Raw genomic sequence first — 16,719 nt, forward strand, 5'->3', positions numbered from 1 at the left:
GGTTTACAAATAAAAGGTCTTTATGTTAAAATAGTTTTATGACTAAAATGTATTTCGCAGAAAATCCAGATGCAGAACATGATATTCACGAACTGAACGTTCAACTTCTGGGACAAAATATGACTTTCTTGACTGACGCCGGCGTCTTTAGTAAGAAAATGATTGATTATGGAAGTCAAACGCTTTTAAAGTGTCTTGATTTTCATAAGCAAGAAAGCGTATTAGATGTTGGTTGTGGCTATGGAACATTAGGACTTACTTTAGTCAAGGCTAAAGAAGTCAAGGCGACCCTTGTTGATATAAATCAGCGTGCTCTTGATTTAGCTCGCCAAAATGCTGATCGTAATCAAGTTCTAGCTACGATTTTTCAATCTAATATTTATCAAAATGTAGAAGGGAGATTTCATCATATTATCAGCAATCCACCGATTCGAGCTGGGAAACAGATTGTTCATGAGGTGATTGCAGGAAGCCATGCGCACTTACTAGACGGAGGTGACTTGACGATTGTTATTCAAAAAAAACAGGGAGCGCCAAGTGCAAAAGCTAAGATGGAAGAAGTATTTGGAAATTGCGAAATTTTAAAAAAAGATAAGGGATATTATATCCTTAGAAGTAGGAAGGAAATATGAGAACAGTTGATGTTATTCAGAAAAAGCGGGATGGCTTAGAATTAACCAGCGATGAAATTAAGTGGTTAATCGAAGGATATGTTGCCGGAACCGTGCCCGATTATCAGATGTCGGCTTTTGCAATGGCAGTATATTTTAAAGGCATGAGTACTCGCGAGATTTCTGATTTGACGATGACCATGGTAGGCACAGGTCAGCAAATTGATTTGTCAGCTATTTCTGGAATCAAGGTTGATAAACATTCGACCGGAGGTGTAGGCGACAAAGTGACACTGGTGTTAGTACCATTGGTGGCTAGTTTTGGCGTGCCTGTTGCTAAAATGAGTGGTCGTGGACTCGGTCATACAGGAGGAACACTTGATAAACTAGAATCCATTAAAGGATTTCAGATTGAGCGCAGCCAAGAAGAATTTATTAAACAAGTGCAGGATATCGGATTGTCCGTTATTGGTCAGTCAAATCAGTTGGTGAAAGCTGATAAGTTACTTTATGCTTTGCGTGATGTGACAGCTACCGTCGATACGATTCCTCTGATTGCAAGTTCTGTTATGAGCAAGAAAATTGCAGCTGGTGCGGATAGCATTTTGTTAGACGTGACAGTTGGGGAAGGCGCATTTATGAAAAATCTAGAAGATGCGCGTGCTCTAGCTCGTACTATGGTTGATTTAGGAAAGGCGGTTGGGCGTAGGACGACAGCAGTTATTACTGATATGAGCCAACCTCTGGGAACTAGCATTGGTAATCGTTTGGAAATCCTTGAAGCTTTGGATATCCTGCAAGGAAAAGGACGAGAAGATGTAACAGAATTTATTTGTGAATTAGGTCAAATCATGCTTGGCTTAGCAAATGTTGAAAAAACTGTAAAAGAAGTGCGGGAACATCTATTTGATGGATCGGCACTGCAAAAATTTGAAGCCATGGTTGTTGCACAAGGTGGCGATTTAGAAGATTTGTATCGCCCTTCATCAGCAAAATACGTTGTAGAAGTGACTGCAGATGAAGCGGGTTATATTTCTGAATTACCAGCGATGGAGTTTGGTTTATTTGCTATGCGGCTGGGCGCAGGTCGAGCTGTGAAATCTGATGCATTAGACTTTGAAACAGGAATTGTTTTTGAAAAGAAAGTCGGAGAGCCGGTCAAAATCGATGAAATTGTCGCAAAAATTTATGCAAATGAAAAAATTTCACAAGAACTAGTTACAGAATTCAAAAAAAATGTTAAAATAAGTAATGAGCCGAAAAAAGTTCAAGAGATTATTGAAGTAATCGCTTAACTTACAGGAGAACCGAAAATGAAGTTAAATAAATATATAGATCATACGCTTTTAAAGCCAGATGCTCACCAAGAGCAAATTGAAAAATTGATTGAAGAAGCAAGAGAATATGATTTTGCAAGTGTTTGTGTTAATCCAACATGGGTCAGTTTTGCAGCAGAAGGATTACGAGATACAGATGTTAAGGTTTGTACTGTTATTGGTTTCCCTTTGGGTGCAAATACACCTGCTGTAAAAGCTTTTGAGGCAAAAGATGCCATTAAGAACGGAGCAGACGAAGTAGACATGGTTATCAATATTGGTGCTTTGAAATCTCAAAATCTGGTGTTGGTAGAAGAAGATATTGCTGCTGTTGTGGAAGCAAGCGGTGACACACTGGTAAAAGTAATTATCGAAACTTGTTTGTTAACTGATGAAGAAAAAGTTGTAGCGTGTCAGTTAGCCCAAAAAGCTGGTGCAGACTTTGTAAAAACTTCAACTGGATTTTCAACAGGTGGAGCTACTGTTCATGATGTAGCATTGATGAGAAAGACAGTGGGTCCAGATATGGGTGTTAAAGCTTCAGGTGGGGCTCGTTCGTATGAAGATGCAGTTGCATTTATTGAAGCAGGCGCAACGCGTATCGGAGCTTCTTCTGGTGTAGCCATTATGAAAGGAGAAAAAGCTAGTGGCGACTACTGAGTTGATTGATCTAGCGATTGAGACAAGTAAAAAAGCTTACGTTCCTTATTCTCATTTTCCGATTGGCGCTGTACTAGTAGCTAAAAATGGTCAGATTTTTACAGGCGTAAACATTGAAAATGCTAGTTTTGGTCTGACGAACTGCGGTGAGCGGACAGCCATATTTAAGGCTATTTCAGAAGGTGTTACGGAGTTTGAGGAATTAATCGTTTATGGTGAAACTCAAAAGCCCGTTTCTCCGTGTGGAGCTTGTCGTCAAGTAATGGCAGAATTTTTTCCGCAGAATTTAAAGGTAACACTTGTTGCCAAAGATAAATCGACGGTCGTGATGACGGTCAGGGAATTACTTCCGTATTCTTTTACTAACTTGGAGTAGTTGGTAAAAATGGTCATTTGACCAAAGTTAATTTTGCAACTTTGTTGCACATCTTATTTAGGAGGTTCAGAGATGAACAAGAAACAATGGCTAGGCCTTGGTCTAGTAGCTGTCGCAGCAATCGGACTTGCTGCATGTGGTAACCGTGCATCTAAATCAAGCAATAAAGATGCAAAGACAGATTTGAAAGCTGCAATTGTAACAGATACAGGTGGTGTAGATGATAAATCGTTTAACCAATCAGCTTGGGAAGGTTTGCAAGCTTGGGGTAAAGAAAATGGTTTGACAAAAGACCATGGCTTCACTTATTTTCAATCTACTAATGAATCAGAATATGCTACTAACCTTGAGCAGGCAGCTTCTGGTAATTACAAGTTGGTCTTTGGTATTGGTTTTGCTCTTCGTAACGCTGTAGAAGCAGCAGCAAAGGATCATTCTGATACGAACTATGTTATCATTGATGATGAGATTAAAGGTCATAAGAACGTAGCTTCTGCTTTATTTGCTGATAATGAAGCTGCTTACCTTGCAGGTGTGGCTGCAGCAAAAACAACTAAAACCAAGAAAATTGGCTTTGTTGGTGGTATTAAAGGTGCTGTTTTGACTCGCTTTGAAAAAGGTTTTGAAGCAGGTGTGAAATCTGTTGATCCATCTATTAAGATTGATGTGAAATATGCGGAAAGCTTTAGTGATGCAGCAAAAGGTAAAACCATTGCAGCTGCTCAATATGCAGCTGGTGCAGATATTGTTTACCAGGTAGCCGGTGGTACTGGTGCAGGTGTATTCAACGAAGCAAAATCCATCAATGAAACTAGAAATGAATCTGAAAAAGTTTGGGTTATTGGTGTTGACCGTGACCAAAACGAAGAAGGTAAATACAAATCTAAAGATGGCAAAGAATCTAATTTTGTTTTAGCTTCTACTCTGAAACAAGTTGGTGGTACTGTAAAAGATATTGCTAACAAAACAGCAAAAGGTAAGTTCCCTGGAGGTAAAACTACAACTTATGGTTTGAAAGATAAAGGTGTAGATTTAACAACTAAGAATTTGTCTGCTGAAGCTAAAAAAGCAGTAGAAGATGCAAAAGCAAAAATCCTTGATGGAAGTATTAAAGTTCCTACAGATAAGTAATCTGACACTCAAGAAGCGACCTTCGTGGGTCGCTTTTTTGAGATTGAGACAGCTTTTGTCTCAGTAAAGCTGGCTAATCTTTTAGTGAGTTTTACTGAAATAAAATAATTTCTGAAAGGAATTTAATCATATGGCACATGAAAATGTCATTGAAATGCATGAAATAACCAAGATTTTTGGTGAATTTGTCGCAAATGACAAAATTAACCTTAATCTAAGACGTGGTGAAATTCATGCACTTTTAGGAGAAAACGGAGCGGGGAAGTCCACTCTGATGAATATGTTGGCGGGCTTGCTTGAGCCAACAAGTGGTGAGATTACTGTGAATGGAAAGTCAGTAACAATTGATTCTCCATCAAAATCAGCATCTTTAGGAATCGGAATGGTTCACCAACATTTTATGTTGGTAGAGGCTTTTACGGTTGCTGAAAACATTATTTTGGGGAGTGAAACGACGAAAAATGGTGTTTTAGACATTAGGAAAGCAATCAAAGATATCAAGGAGCTATCTGAAAAATATGGTCTTGCTGTAGATCCTACAGCAAAAGTCGAAGATATTTCAGTTGGTGCGCAACAGCGTGTTGAAATCTTAAAGACCTTGTATCGTGGCGCTGATATCCTGATTTTTGACGAACCAACCGCAGTATTAACTCCTTCAGAAATTGAAGAACTAGAGCATATCATGAAAAATCTAGTTAAGGAAGGAAAATCCATCATTTTGATTACGCACAAATTGGATGAAATTCGTGCTGTTTCAGATCGTGTCACCGTTATCCGTCGTGGTAAAAGTATTCAAACTGTTGAGATTGGTGGAGCAACGAATAAAGATCTTGCTGAAATGATGGTTGGGCGTTCGGTATCCTTTACGACAGAAAAAATAGCATCAGACCCTAAGGAAGTTATTCTATCCATTAAAGATTTGATCGTTAATGAAAATCGTGGTGTGCCTGCTGTTAAAAATTTGTCTTTGGATGTGCGAGCTGGTGAAATTGTCGGAATTGCTGGGATTGATGGAAATGGACAAAGTGAGCTAATTCAAGCAATCACAGGCCTTCGGAAAGTAAAATCAGGAAGTATTACTATAAAAGGCGAAGAAGTCGTTGGTCTATCTCCAAGGAAGATTACCGAAATGCAAGTCAGCCACGTTCCTGAAGATCGGCATCGTGATGGCTTAGTACTGGAGATGATGCTGTCTGAAAATATGGCTTTGCAAACTTATTACAAGGAGCCATTAAGCAAAAATGGCATCTTAAATTATAATAATATCACTTCTTATGCACGCAAATTAATGGAGGAATTTGATGTTCGTGCTGCAAGTGAAACTGTTCCAGCATCTGCACTTTCAGGAGGAAATCAGCAAAAAGCGATTATTGCTCGTGAAATCGATCGTAATCCAGATCTTTTAATCGTTAGTCAACCAACTCGTGGACTTGATGTTGGGGCGATTGAATATATTCACAAACGTTTGATTGAAGAGCGCGATAAGGGGAAAGCAGTACTTGTTGTCAGCTTTGAATTGGATGAAATTTTGAATGTTTCAGACCGTATCGCTGTTATCCATGATGGTAAAATTCAAGGCATTGTAACCCCTGCTGAAACCAATAAGCAAGAGTTAGGTATCTTGATGGCTGGTGGTGAAATTAAGAAGGGAGATTCAAATGACTAAGAAAACACAGCAAATTGCAGTGCCTTTGATTTCCGTTGTTCTTGGGATTTTGCTGGGCGCCATTGTCATGTGGATTTTTGGATATGATGCTATTTGGGGCTACGAAGAATTGTTCAAAGCAGCCTTTGGTACCGTTCGTAATATTGGAGAAATTTTCCGTGCAATGGGTCCACTTATTTTAATTGCTCTTGGATTTGCAGTGGCAAGTCGAGCTGGATTCTTTAATGTTGGTTTGCCTGGACAAGCTTTAGCAGGTTGGATTTTGAGCGGCTGGTTTGCACTTTCGTTTCCGAACCTTCCACGTCCGATTATGATTCTTGCGACAGTTGTTATTGCAGCAGTAGCCGGTGGGATTATTGGAGCAATTCCTGGTATTCTTCGTGCTTACTTAGGAACGAGTGAAGTTATTGTAACGATCATGATGAACTACATTGTTCTTTATGTTGGAAATGCAATGATTCATAGTTTCCCCAAGAGTGTCATGCAAAGTATTGATTCAAGTATTAAAGTTGGAGCAAATGCAACCTATCAAACAGAGTGGTTGCGAGCGTTGACAAACAATTCACGGATGAACATCGGAATCTTCTTTGCAATCATTGCAGTTGTTCTTATCTGGTTTATGTTGAAAAAAACAACACTTGGCTTTGAAATCCGCTCTGTCGGACTAAACCCAAATGCGAGTGAGTATGCAGGGATGTCTGCTAAAAGAACGATTATTCTTTCAATGATTATCTCAGGCGCGCTTGCTGGTGTCGGAGGTGTTGTCGAAGGACTAGGAACATTCCAAAACATCTATGTACAAGGAAGTTCTCTTGCTGTCGGATTTAATGGTATGGCCGTTAGTTTATTAGCTAGCAATTCACCAATTGGTATTCCATTTGCAGCCTTCTTATTTGCAGTACTCCAAGTCGGTGCTCCAGGTATGAATACCGCAACGATTCCGGCTGAGTTGGTAAATATTGTAACAGCGTCTATTATTTTCTTCGTAAGTATTCATTATATTATTGAACACTTTATCAAACCAAGAAAACAAGCAAAAGTCAAGGGAGGAAAATAAGATGAATTTTGTAACGATGTTAAGTCTATTAGTTTCCTCTATGCTGATTTATGCAGCACCTTTGATTTTTACAAGTATTGGTGGAGCTTATTCTGAGCATGCAGGAATTGTCAATGTCGGACTCGAAGGTATTATGGTAATGGGGGCTTTTTCAGGAGTTGTCTTTAACCTTACCTTTGTCAATACTTTTGGAAATTTAACTCCGTGGCTGGCACTTTTAGTTGGCGGTATTGTGGGATTGATTTTCTCTCTTATCCATGCTGTTGCAACGATTAATTTCCGAGCCGATCATGTTGTTAGTGGTACAGTGCTCAATTTGATGGCACCTGCCTTAGCAATTTTCTTGGTAAAAGCTTTCTATAACAAAGGACAAACTAATAATATTCAAGTATCATTTGGCAAATTTAACTTTCCGCTATTATCAGATATTCCTGTCATTGGAGATATTTTCTTCAAACATACCAGTCTAATGGGGTATATTGCAGTAGCATTTGCCTTTCTAGCTTGGTTCATTATGTTTAAGACGAAATTTGGGCTGCGTTTACGTTCTGTAGGGGAGCACCCACAAGCGGCTGATACATTGGGAATCAATGTTTATCTCATGCGTTATTATGGTGTGATGATTTCAGGTTTCCTTGGCGGTGTCGGCGGTGCGATTTATGCTCAATCTATCTCAGTAAACTTTGCTGCAACAACGATTATCGGACCAGGCTTTATCTCACTGGCTGCTATGATTTTTGGTAAATGGAACCCAATTGGAGCTATGTTTTCAAGTCTCTTCTTTGGACTGTCACAAAGTTTAGCTGTTATCGGAAGTCAATTGCCATTCCTATCACACGTACCAGCAGTTTATTTGCAAATTGCACCGTATGTACTAACTATTGTCGTATTAGCGGCTTTCTTCGGAAAAGCTGTTGCACCAAAAGCAGATGGTGTTAATTATATCAAATCAAAATAATTTATTGCAAAAAGCCAAGTTACTTTTCAAAGTAGCCTGGCTCTTTTTATAAAAAAACAATTATTCTGTTTGGAAAAACTTTCTAAAAGAATAATTGTCTTTAAAGTTACTTACATAAAATATACAATTGCAAGATACTGAAGTGCAGATGCTGCTAGGATGAAGAGATGCCAAATCATGTGGAAATATGGCTTTTTCTTAGCATAAAATCCTGCACCAACAGTATAGCAGAGTCCTCCAGCCAGCATCAGTCCCCAGAAGACTGGTCCTGTTTGCCCAATGATTTGGGGAACGATAAGAATCACTAACCATCCCATAATAAGATACAGTGCCAAACTGAATTTTTCATTAACTTTTTTAGCAAATATTTTATATAAAATACCAAAAATGGTGGTTCCCCATTGAATGCCAATGATAAGGTAACCTAACCAGTTATTCATAAGAGACAATACAACGGGGGTATAGCTTCCAGCGATAGCGATATAAATCATCGAATGATCAATGATTCGCAAGATATACTTGTGTGTAGAACCATAGCTCATAGAATGGTAAATGGTTGAAGAAAGAAACATCAGAAATAAACTGATGACAAAAATTGAAACTCCGACGGCAGCAAGCATACCATGTTCTTCATAGCTGTAAATAGCAGAAATCGGAAGTAAAATTAGCATGATGATAGCACCAATAGCATGAGTAACGGCATTGGCGATTTCTTCACCAAAACTCAGCTGCTTGCTAAGTTTAAGGGTTTGGTTCATCTTTTGTCCTCCTTTCTAAGGATAAAGCAAGATCTTTCGTTTGATGAAATAATTTTACAGTTTGACAGGCTGCTTCAATAGCAGGTGCAGTATTATCTGTTTTTTCCTCTCGCATACAGTAGACAAATTCATTGTAGAGAGTAGCAGAATCCTTTTCGTTTACTAAAAGCTGAATCGTTTTGATAATATCTGGTATAGGAAAGACAGGCTTCAAAGTTGTCAATACAATCAATCGAGCAATCTGGATACGATTATATTTCTTCTTAATTGGTTTTGGAATGTGAGCGTGTTTGACATAGTTATTAACCATAGCAGCGGTTAAAGATTTATCTGTACCACGAAATGCCTGTTCGTTTACACCATTCACATAGAGAAGAACTTGGTCAAGATAGAGATCTAAGTCAGGTAATTCCTCCCAAGTTGGGAATTGTGTGATTTTCAAAATATCCACCTCTTTATAATCTAGTCTTAATAACTAGATTATATAATAATAAATGTCTTGTGTCAAGAGAAAAATCATTTGTTCTGCAAAATAACTTTTGATACAATAAGATTATGAAAATTTTAATTCCAACTGCAAAGGAAATGAATCTTAGCCTTAAACCGCATGGCAAGTGTTTTCTTTCAGAGCAAACAAAAACAATTGTAGCTAGCCTGTCACAGTATTCTATTGAAGAGTTAGCGAAGCTTTATCATGTTAATCTGGAGCGGGCAGAAGAGGAGTATCTTCATCTACAACAATTAAAAAATGAGCAAGCTCTTACTTACCCAGCTTTGCATTTATTTGATGGTCTCATGTATCGAAATATCAAAAGAAGTGATTTAATGGAGAAAGAGTTGAGATATATAGACAATCATTTGCTCATTACCTCTAGTCTATATGGTATTATGCCAGCTATGGCGTTGATTTCACCTCATCGATTGGATTTTTTAGTGAAATGTACCATTTCTGGCAAAAGCTTGAAAAATTATTGGCGCAATGATTATGATGCAGCTATTTCAGATGAGGAAATGGTTTTATCTCTGTTATCAAGTGAGTTTGAGACGGTGTTTTCCAAATCTGTGCGTGATAAGATGCTTCGGTTTAAATTTTTAGAAGATAGGGAAGGAAGTTTGAAAGTTCACTCAACTATTTCTAAGAAGGCTCGGGGGCAATTTTTAACTGCTTTAATTGAAAATCAAATAATAACGAAAGAGGAAATCAAGCAATTACAATTTGCAGACTTTGCTTTTCGAGAAGATTTATCTACTATAGATACTTATGTTTTTGTCAAGGAAAATAAGCAAAAAACGGAATGACGTAAACGTATCATTCCGTTTTGGATTCTTTTTAGTTAATTGCTGCTAATAAAGCTTCAGCTTGGGCTGCGAGTTCAGCTTGTTTTTCTTCAGAAACTGTGAGTTGACCTGTTCCCCAAGCTTCTGGATTCACAGCAACACCAGTAAATGGTTCAACGACATTCATGCGAATAAATGGAAGGAGGCTACGATAATGTTTGAAAACTTCATCTGGAGAAGTTCCATTTGCTACAGAAGAAACTGTTACAAGCTTTTCGTTGAGAGCAGAAGGTCCAGTAGGATCTGAAAGATCAAGAGCACGTGATAACCAATCCAGAAGATTCTTAACAACACCTGGAATAGACCAGTTATAAGTTGGGGAGAAAATCCAGATAGCGTCAGCGGAAAGAATTTCTTCACGAGCTTTGGCAACAGCGGCAGGAGCTGGGCTTTCAATATCTTGGTTGAAAAATGGAATATCTTTGAAATCAAGATAAGAAACTTCAGCTTTGTCAGTAAGGATATTTTCAGCTTGAGCAGCTAATTGATGGTTGAATGAGCCTTGACGAAAAGACCCGACAATAAATAGTACTTTTTTAGACATATAAGTCACTCTCCTTTTCTTTTGTACCTGTTCATGTTACAACAAATATTACTAGTTAGCAAGAAACTAGCTCAAATTTTTAAATTTTTTTAGAATCTGAATTAAATCTTCTTTCTCTTCCCCTGTTAAAATGCTGAGTCCTTGCTGGATATTTTGAATATGATCTGGAAGCACTGCTTCAATTTTGCTACGTCCTTCTGGGGTCAATCCGACTAAAAATGAACGTCGATCAGATGGGTCACAGGTCCGAAAAATCCAGCCATTTCGTATCATATTTTTAATAACAACGGTCATATTTCCAGATGTAGCAAGCATTTTATCAATTAAGTCTTGAATGCGTAAGTTTCCTTTGCTATAAAGAGTTTCTAAGACGGAAAATTGAGTGGGAGTAAGGTTATGTTGTTTTGCTGCTTGGTTTTCAAAATGTCGAATTGTACGAATTGCTTTATTTAAAACAATCATTGTTTTTAAATCAAGACGATTTTCTTGTAAAAGTTTTGTTAGTTTATCCATATCTGTATTTTACCAATAAGTAGTAATAAAATCAATTTTTAGAAAAAGATAGAAAAAAATCCTTATTTATAGTATAATAGACGAGTGAAAAATAGAAGAAAAAATGATAAAATTTTCGTTATATGGCAATATATTATCGGAAGCGTGATAGTTTTAGCTGTTCTCACTTTTTCTTTTCTTTACATTTTAAATCTATCGATGATTCCTTATCAATCCGCTAAGGAAACGGCTAGTAAAATCGCTCGCCAATACGCAGATTTGGATAAAGTGGATCGCTTTGCTATCTATAATGGCAAAAAGAGTTATTATAGTCTTTTGGGGAAGAATCGCAAAAAGACACAGCTTGCTGTTTTGATAGAAGCTGATAGTGATAAAATCTATACTTATGAGTTGTCTAAAGGAATTAGTCAAGAGAAAGCAGAAAAAATCGCTAAAGATAATGGGGCCAAACAAATTGATAAAGTAACATTTGGCTATATCAAAGAGCAACCAATTTGGGAAATCAAATCTGGAACAACTTATTACAATGTTGAATTTGAAACTGGAAGGTTACTCAGTAAGGAGGGACTATGATATTATCAAATCGCGTTTTAAATATGGAAGAGAGCGTGACACTAGCAGCAGCAGCGCGTGCAAAAGCTTTAAAAGCACAAGGACGCGATATCCTTTCGCTGACTTTGGGAGAGCCAGATTTTCCAACTCCGAAGAATATCCAAAATGCAGCTGCCTCTGCAATAAAAGACGGTAGAGCTAGCTTTTATACTGTTACTAGTGGTCTGCCTGAATTAAAGGAAGCAATTGTAGCGTATTTTGCAAAATACTATGGTTATACGATTAAATCAAATCAAGTGACTGTTGCGACGGGGGCAAAGTTCTCCCTTTATACTTTTTTTATGAGTGTCATCAATCCGGGCGATGAGGCAATTATTCCGACACCGTGTTGGGTTAGTTATGGTGATCAGATTAAGATGGCAGAAGGGATACCAGTTTTTGTTCAAGCGACAGAAGCAAATCATTTCAAAGTGACTGTTGAGCAATTAGAGTCTGCACGGACAGAGAAAACGAAAGTTTTGGTGCTCAATTCTCCTTCCAATCCAACGGGAATGATTTATACAGCTAAGGAGTTGTTGGCGATAGGTAATTGGGCTGTAGAGCACGACATTCTCATTTTGGCAGATGATATTTATGGTCGTTTGGTTTACAATGGAAATGAATTCACACCAATTTCGAGTCTATCTGAAGCGATCCGCAAGCAAACAATTGTGATCAATGGTGTGTCTAAGTCGTATTCAATGACAGGCTGGCGGCTTGGTTATGCTGTTGGAGATCCTGATATTATTGCAGCCATGAGCAAGATTGCTGGACAAACAACTTCAAATCCTACGACTGCAACACAGTATGCTGCTATTGAGGCTTTAACTGGTCCTCAAGATACTGTTGAAATCATGCGACAAGCCTTTGAAGAACGTCTTAATACCATTTACCCTTTGCTTTCCGAAGTACCAGGATTTGATGTTGTAAAACCTCAGGGAGCTTTTTACCTTTTTCCAAATGTTAAAAAAGCAATGGAAATGAAAGGCTATACAGATGTAACAGAGTTTACAACAGCTATCCTAGAAGAAGTAGGTGTTGCATTGGTCACGGGTGCTGGCTTTGGTGCACCAGAGAATGTTCGTCTCAGCTATGCGACAGATATGGCTACTCTGAAAGAAGCTGTTCGTCGCATTAGAACTTTCATGGAGAAATAAAAATGATTGCTCATTTTGGTATCAAAGGAAAGGATTTAGAAGCTAGCAAACTCTTTTATCAAGCAGCTTTAGCTCCTTTAAATTATCGTCTTCAATTTGATAACGAGTGGGTAGCAAGTTTCTCAGAGCCAAAAAATGCGGATCCTACCGGTGATTTTTGGTTGAATATTGGTCAGCAAGAGCTTGAGCATTTTGTCTTCAGTGCTCAAAATCCTCAGGAAATTGATAACTTCTATCAAGCGGCCTTGGCAGCTGGTGGCAAGGATAATGGTGCTCCCGGTGAACGTAGCCACTATCATGCTGGCTATTATGCAGCTTAAGCTTATATCATTAATCCAGATGGAAACAATATTGAGACTGTTTATCATAAAAAAATAAAAGAAAAGAGAAATGAATGAATGTCTAGAGAATTAGTAAGCATTATTGACGTCCCAAAGCATATTGGTGAAGAAGTCACTATCGGTGCTTGGGTTGCCAACAAATCAGGAAAAGGAAAGATTGCCTTTCTCCAATTGCGTGATGGCTCTGCCTTTTTCCAAGGTGTAGCTTTTAAACCGAACTTTCTTGAAAAATTTGGTGAAGAAGCTGGGCTTGAAAAATTCAATACAATTAAGCATATCAGTCAAGAGACTTCAGTCTATGTGACTGGTATTGTCAAAGAAGATGAACGTTCAAAATTTGGTTATGAACTTGATGTTACTGACCTTGAAATTATTGCTACATCGGTTGATTACCCAATTACACCGAAAGAACACGGAACAGACTTTTTGATGGATCACCGTCATTTATGGCTTCGGTCGCGCAAGCAAATGGCAATTATGCAGATTCGCAACGCGATTATCTATGCTTCCTATGAGTTCTTTGACCGGAACGGCTTTATCAAATTTGATAGTCCGATTTTATCAGGGAATGCAGCGGAAGATTCAACAGAGCTTTTTGAAACAGATTATTTTGGAACTCCTGCCTTTTTAAGTCAATCTGGACAGCTTTACTTAGAAGCTGGTGCTATGGCACTTGGTCGTGTATTTGACTTTGGTCCGGTTTTCCGTGCTGAAAAATCCAAAACACGTCGCCATTTGACAGAATTCTGGATGATGGATGCAGAATATCCATTTGTTACACATGAAGAATCGCTTGATCTTCAAGAGGCTTATGTGAAGGCTCTGATTCAAGGGGTTTTGGATCGTGCACCACATGCACTTGAAATGTTGGAACGCGATACAGATTTGCTTAAAAAATATGCAACTGAACCATTCAAACGCATTTCTTACGATGAAGTAATTGACCTTTTGCAAGAACATGAAAATGATGAAGATGCAGAGTATGAACACATCGAACGTGGAGATGATTTTGGGTCACCACATGAAACGTGGATTTCAAACTATTTCGGTCTTCCAACTTTCGTTGTGAACTACCCTGCTAGTTTTAAGGCTTTCTACATGAAGCCTGTGCCTGAAAATGAGGACCGCGTGCTTTGTGCAGACCTTTTGGCGCCAGAAGGTTATGGTGAAATTATTGGTGGTTCAGCCCGTGAAGAAAATTATGAAAAACTACTAATGAAGATTAAGGAAAACGGTCTCAATCCTGATGATTATGCCTTTTACCTTGATTTGCGTAAATATGGTTCGGTTCCTCATGCTGGATTTGGACTTGGTTTGGAGAGAATGGTGACATTTGTTGCAGGAACGAAACACATTCGTGAAGCCATTCCGTTTCCACGCATGCTTCACAGAATTGAACCTTAAGAAATGTAAAAACGCCTGTTGGCGTTTTTTTAGAAATAAAATATATGGAAAACGACTAAGTAAGAAAATGAGACGAAATGTTCAGTTTGTTCTTATTCAAGGAAAAAATATGTTTATGTTTAGGAGAAGTTACAAAAGAAATATTCCTCTCATGGCTGGAGTGGAGTTTCTAGGATTTTTAGGTATTACAAGTTTTTGGATTTTATTTCTCAGCCAAAACAGGATGTCTTTACTGCAAATTGGTCTGTTAGAGAGTATTTTTCATGCAACTGGGATCATTTTTGAAATTCCGTCAGGTATGTTAGCAGACAGGTTTTCTTATAAGGCTAATCTGTATATCAGCCGTTTAACAAGTATTTTGTCATCTATTTTGATGTTGATAGGGCAGGGAAACTTTTGGATTTATGCTCTGGCAATGATTTTCAATGCTTTGTCCTATAATTTTGATTCAGGAACGAGCTCTGCACTTTTATATGATTCTGCAGTAGAAGCGGACTTAAAAGATTGTTATTTGAAACTATCAAGCTTGATATCAGGTGTTTCAGAAGCAGCGATTTCTTTAGGAACAGTATTAGCTGGATTGTTTGTACATGGATATTTGTATGTCACTTATTATATTATGATTGCAGTTTCGATTGTTGTTTTAATCTTGATTTGGTTAATAAAGGAACCAGATATGAAAAGGCAAACAGATAAAGTGGTTACGATGAAGAAAATAATCCTGACGGTAAAAGAAGAAATGAAAAGTAGTCCGAGTCTTTTTGCGTGGATGATGATTTTCCAATTCGTTGGAACAATGATGTGTATGTTTTATTTTTACTATCAAAAACAATTACCAGATTTAGCTGGATGGCAAATTTCGACAGTTATGTTAATTGGCAGCGTCTTAAATATTTTGGCAGTTTCTATCGCCAGTAAGATTGGGAAAACATGGCATTCTTTTCGGATTTTTCCAGTAGTTGTCAGTTTAACAGGGGGAGCTTATATTCTGTCGTTTTTGGAAACTCCATTTATGTATATCCTTGTTTATTTAGCGACAAATGCTTTGTATGCCATGTATCAACCGATTTTTTACAATGATTTGCAACAGTATTTACCAAACTCAGTCAGAGCGACCATGTTAAGCGTTACTTCAATGATGTTCAGTTTAAGCATGATTATCATTTTTCCGATTGTTGGTTGGCTGATTGACAGTTTTGGCTTCAATTCGACTTTTATTGGTTTGGGAACGGTACTGATAGTGTTAGTACTACCTTTAATTATCGTTTTACAAAGGATTCGTAAACAGCTGAAAACAATCGAAAATTAATTTTTTACCTTAGGCTATATTTATTGATAAAATATAAGTTTTATGAGCTAAATTTCATGGACAGATTGGTTTGTTACTTAATCAATCTTTGTGGTAAGGAATTGTAAATGACGGTATTACTATTCATAGACCATAGAAAGAGATAATGGAACTAGAAACGATATTTTTTAAGTTTCCGGTATAATTTAATGGAACGATAGGAGGAAAAATATTATGCGTGACAATCATCTTCATACTTACTTTTCTTACGATTCAGATACTGATTTTAGAGATTACTTGGAACATTATGATGGAGAAATTGTAACGACTGAACATCTGGATTTATCTAATCCCTATCCGTATAATGCAGGCTCTCCTCACGATGATATTCCTGATTATAAGTCTTATTCTAGAAAAATAGCTTTTCTCAATAAGAAATATGGAAATCGAATCAAAAAAGGAATTGAAATAGGCTATTATGGACCACGTAAGAAAGATACTTTGGCTTTTTTAGAAGATAAAGATTATGATTTGAAACTTTTATCTGTTCATCACAATGGGAAATTCGATTACTTAGAAGCTCCTGTTTTGCAATTGGAAAAAATGCAATGGATTCCAGATTATTTAAAAGAATTAGAAGAAGCCATTGAAAGTATTCCGGCTCATGTTTTGGCTCATTTTGACTATGGTTTTCGCAAGTTTAATGTGACAGTTGAAGAACTAAAAAACTTTGAACCTCAACTTCGTGCCCTTTTTCAGAAAATGATAGAGCACAACTTGGCTTTTGAACTGAATTGCAAGTCTATGTATCTCTATAATCACGAAGATATTTATATCTATGCTCTATCTTTGGTGAAAGAATTGGGCGGAACAAAGTATTCTGTTGGCTCTGATGCCCATACGTTAGAACATTTTCGCTTGAATTTCGACCAAATCAAGCAAATCCTGACGGCATTTGGTATAGGCGAAGCAGAGTTGTTATAAAAAATAAGGCTAGGATATTATTCCCT

Annotated in this window: 19 protein-coding genes; 15 read left to right on the forward strand and 4 right to left on the reverse strand. The window is 37.6% G+C overall.

Annotated features, from left to right (window positions below; all coding sequences use genetic code 11):
- The first annotated feature begins 38 nt into the window (after positions 1–38).
- The 8 genes from HMPREF2963_RS05795 to HMPREF2963_RS05830 all read left to right on the forward strand — a co-directional run bounded on the left by HMPREF2963_RS05795 (position 39) and on the right by HMPREF2963_RS05830 (position 7,775).
- Positions 39–632: a class I SAM-dependent methyltransferase gene (locus HMPREF2963_RS05795; RefSeq protein WP_003068923.1), complete on the forward strand. Its 594-nt coding sequence runs from the start codon at positions 39–41 to the stop codon at positions 630–632.
- Complete coding sequence (locus HMPREF2963_RS05800; protein ID WP_003068925.1) at positions 629–1,906, forward strand: pyrimidine-nucleoside phosphorylase; 1,278 nt, start codon at positions 629–631, stop codon at positions 1,904–1,906. The genes HMPREF2963_RS05795 and HMPREF2963_RS05800 overlap by 4 nt, the downstream gene beginning before the upstream one ends.
- Before the next feature lie 18 nt (positions 1,907–1,924).
- On the forward strand, positions 1,925–2,587 hold the full coding sequence (gene deoC, locus HMPREF2963_RS05805) for a deoxyribose-phosphate aldolase (protein ID WP_006267712.1): 663 nt from the start codon (positions 1,925–1,927) through the stop codon (positions 2,585–2,587).
- Positions 2,574–2,963, forward strand: coding sequence for a cytidine deaminase (locus HMPREF2963_RS05810; RefSeq protein ID WP_003068929.1), 390 nt, complete (start codon positions 2,574–2,576; stop codon positions 2,961–2,963). The genes deoC and HMPREF2963_RS05810 overlap by 14 nt, the downstream gene beginning before the upstream one ends.
- Positions 2,964–3,035: 72 nt before the next feature.
- A complete protein-coding gene (locus HMPREF2963_RS05815; protein WP_006269420.1) occupies positions 3,036–4,094 on the forward strand; it encodes a BMP family lipoprotein in 1,059 nt (352 codons plus the stop codon).
- A 130-nt stretch (positions 4,095–4,224) separates the two neighbouring features.
- Positions 4,225–5,760 (forward strand): ABC transporter ATP-binding protein, encoded by a 1,536-nt coding sequence (locus HMPREF2963_RS05820; RefSeq protein ID WP_039677138.1) that lies wholly within the window; start codon positions 4,225–4,227, stop codon positions 5,758–5,760.
- Entirely contained in the window at positions 5,753–6,817 is a 1,065-nt protein-coding gene (locus tag HMPREF2963_RS05825) for an ABC transporter permease (protein WP_006269380.1), read from the forward strand. Before HMPREF2963_RS05820 ends, HMPREF2963_RS05825 begins: the two co-directional genes overlap by 8 nt.
- Before the next feature lies 1 nt (position 6,818).
- Positions 6,819–7,775, forward strand: a complete 957-nt coding sequence (locus HMPREF2963_RS05830) for an ABC transporter permease (RefSeq protein ID WP_039677137.1) — start codon at positions 6,819–6,821, stop codon at positions 7,773–7,775.
- Positions 7,776–7,885: 110 nt separating this feature from the next.
- On the opposite strand, the gene trhA is transcribed toward HMPREF2963_RS05830, so the two are convergent.
- Positions 7,886–8,533 carry a PAQR family membrane homeostasis protein TrhA gene (gene trhA / locus HMPREF2963_RS05835; protein ID WP_003068940.1) on the reverse strand — a complete coding sequence of 216 codons (648 nt, stop codon included), beginning with the start codon at positions 8,531–8,533 and terminating at the stop codon, positions 7,886–7,888.
- Positions 8,517–8,975 carry a DUF1836 domain-containing protein gene (locus tag HMPREF2963_RS05840; RefSeq protein WP_006267836.1) on the reverse strand — a complete coding sequence of 153 codons (459 nt, stop codon included), beginning with the start codon at positions 8,973–8,975 and terminating at the stop codon, positions 8,517–8,519. The genes trhA and HMPREF2963_RS05840 overlap by 17 nt, the downstream gene beginning before the upstream one ends.
- Before the next feature lie 113 nt (positions 8,976–9,088).
- Here HMPREF2963_RS05840 and yaaA point away from each other — a divergent pair, with 113 nt between their 5' ends.
- Entirely contained in the window at positions 9,089–9,832 is a 744-nt protein-coding gene (gene yaaA, locus HMPREF2963_RS05845; protein ID WP_070669192.1) for a peroxide stress protein YaaA, read from the forward strand.
- Between the two features lie 31 nt (positions 9,833–9,863).
- Here the strand turns inward: yaaA and HMPREF2963_RS05850 are convergent, their stop codons facing one another.
- Both HMPREF2963_RS05850 and HMPREF2963_RS05855 read right to left on the reverse strand, forming a co-directional pair.
- On the reverse strand, positions 9,864–10,415 hold the full coding sequence (locus HMPREF2963_RS05850) for an NADPH-dependent FMN reductase (RefSeq protein ID WP_006269408.1): 552 nt from the start codon (positions 10,413–10,415) through the stop codon (positions 9,864–9,866).
- A gap of 66 nt (positions 10,416–10,481) precedes the next feature.
- Entirely contained in the window at positions 10,482–10,928 is a 447-nt protein-coding gene (locus tag HMPREF2963_RS05855; RefSeq protein ID WP_020997807.1) for a MarR family winged helix-turn-helix transcriptional regulator, read from the reverse strand.
- 84 nt (positions 10,929–11,012) lie between these two features.
- Here HMPREF2963_RS05855 and HMPREF2963_RS05860 point away from each other — a divergent pair, with 84 nt between their 5' ends.
- From HMPREF2963_RS05860 to HMPREF2963_RS05885, 6 genes are all read left to right on the forward strand, one after another.
- Positions 11,013–11,501: a cell wall elongation regulator TseB-like domain-containing protein gene (locus HMPREF2963_RS05860; RefSeq protein ID WP_006269373.1), complete on the forward strand. Its 489-nt coding sequence runs from the start codon at positions 11,013–11,015 to the stop codon at positions 11,499–11,501.
- Entirely contained in the window at positions 11,498–12,676 is a 1,179-nt protein-coding gene (locus HMPREF2963_RS05865) for a pyridoxal phosphate-dependent aminotransferase (RefSeq protein WP_003068958.1), read from the forward strand. The genes HMPREF2963_RS05860 and HMPREF2963_RS05865 overlap by 4 nt, the downstream gene beginning before the upstream one ends.
- 2 nt (positions 12,677–12,678) lie before the next feature.
- A complete protein-coding gene (locus tag HMPREF2963_RS05870) occupies positions 12,679–12,996 on the forward strand; it encodes a VOC family protein (RefSeq protein WP_070669193.1) in 318 nt (105 codons plus the stop codon).
- A gap of 78 nt (positions 12,997–13,074) precedes the next feature.
- Positions 13,075–14,421, forward strand: coding sequence for an asparagine--tRNA ligase (gene asnS / locus HMPREF2963_RS05875; RefSeq protein ID WP_006269416.1), 1,347 nt, complete (start codon positions 13,075–13,077; stop codon positions 14,419–14,421).
- A gap of 115 nt (positions 14,422–14,536) precedes the next feature.
- Positions 14,537–15,730 (forward strand): MFS transporter, encoded by a 1,194-nt coding sequence (locus HMPREF2963_RS05880; RefSeq protein WP_232565270.1) that lies wholly within the window; start codon positions 14,537–14,539, stop codon positions 15,728–15,730.
- A gap of 213 nt (positions 15,731–15,943) precedes the next feature.
- Complete coding sequence (locus tag HMPREF2963_RS05885; protein WP_006269398.1) at positions 15,944–16,693, forward strand: PHP domain-containing protein; 750 nt, start codon at positions 15,944–15,946, stop codon at positions 16,691–16,693.
- The last annotated feature ends 26 nt before the right edge of the window (positions 16,694–16,719 follow it).

The sequence above is a fragment of the Streptococcus sp. HMSC067A03 genome (assembly GCF_001814295.1).
Classification (GTDB): domain Bacteria; phylum Bacillota; class Bacilli; order Lactobacillales; family Streptococcaceae; genus Streptococcus; species Streptococcus constellatus.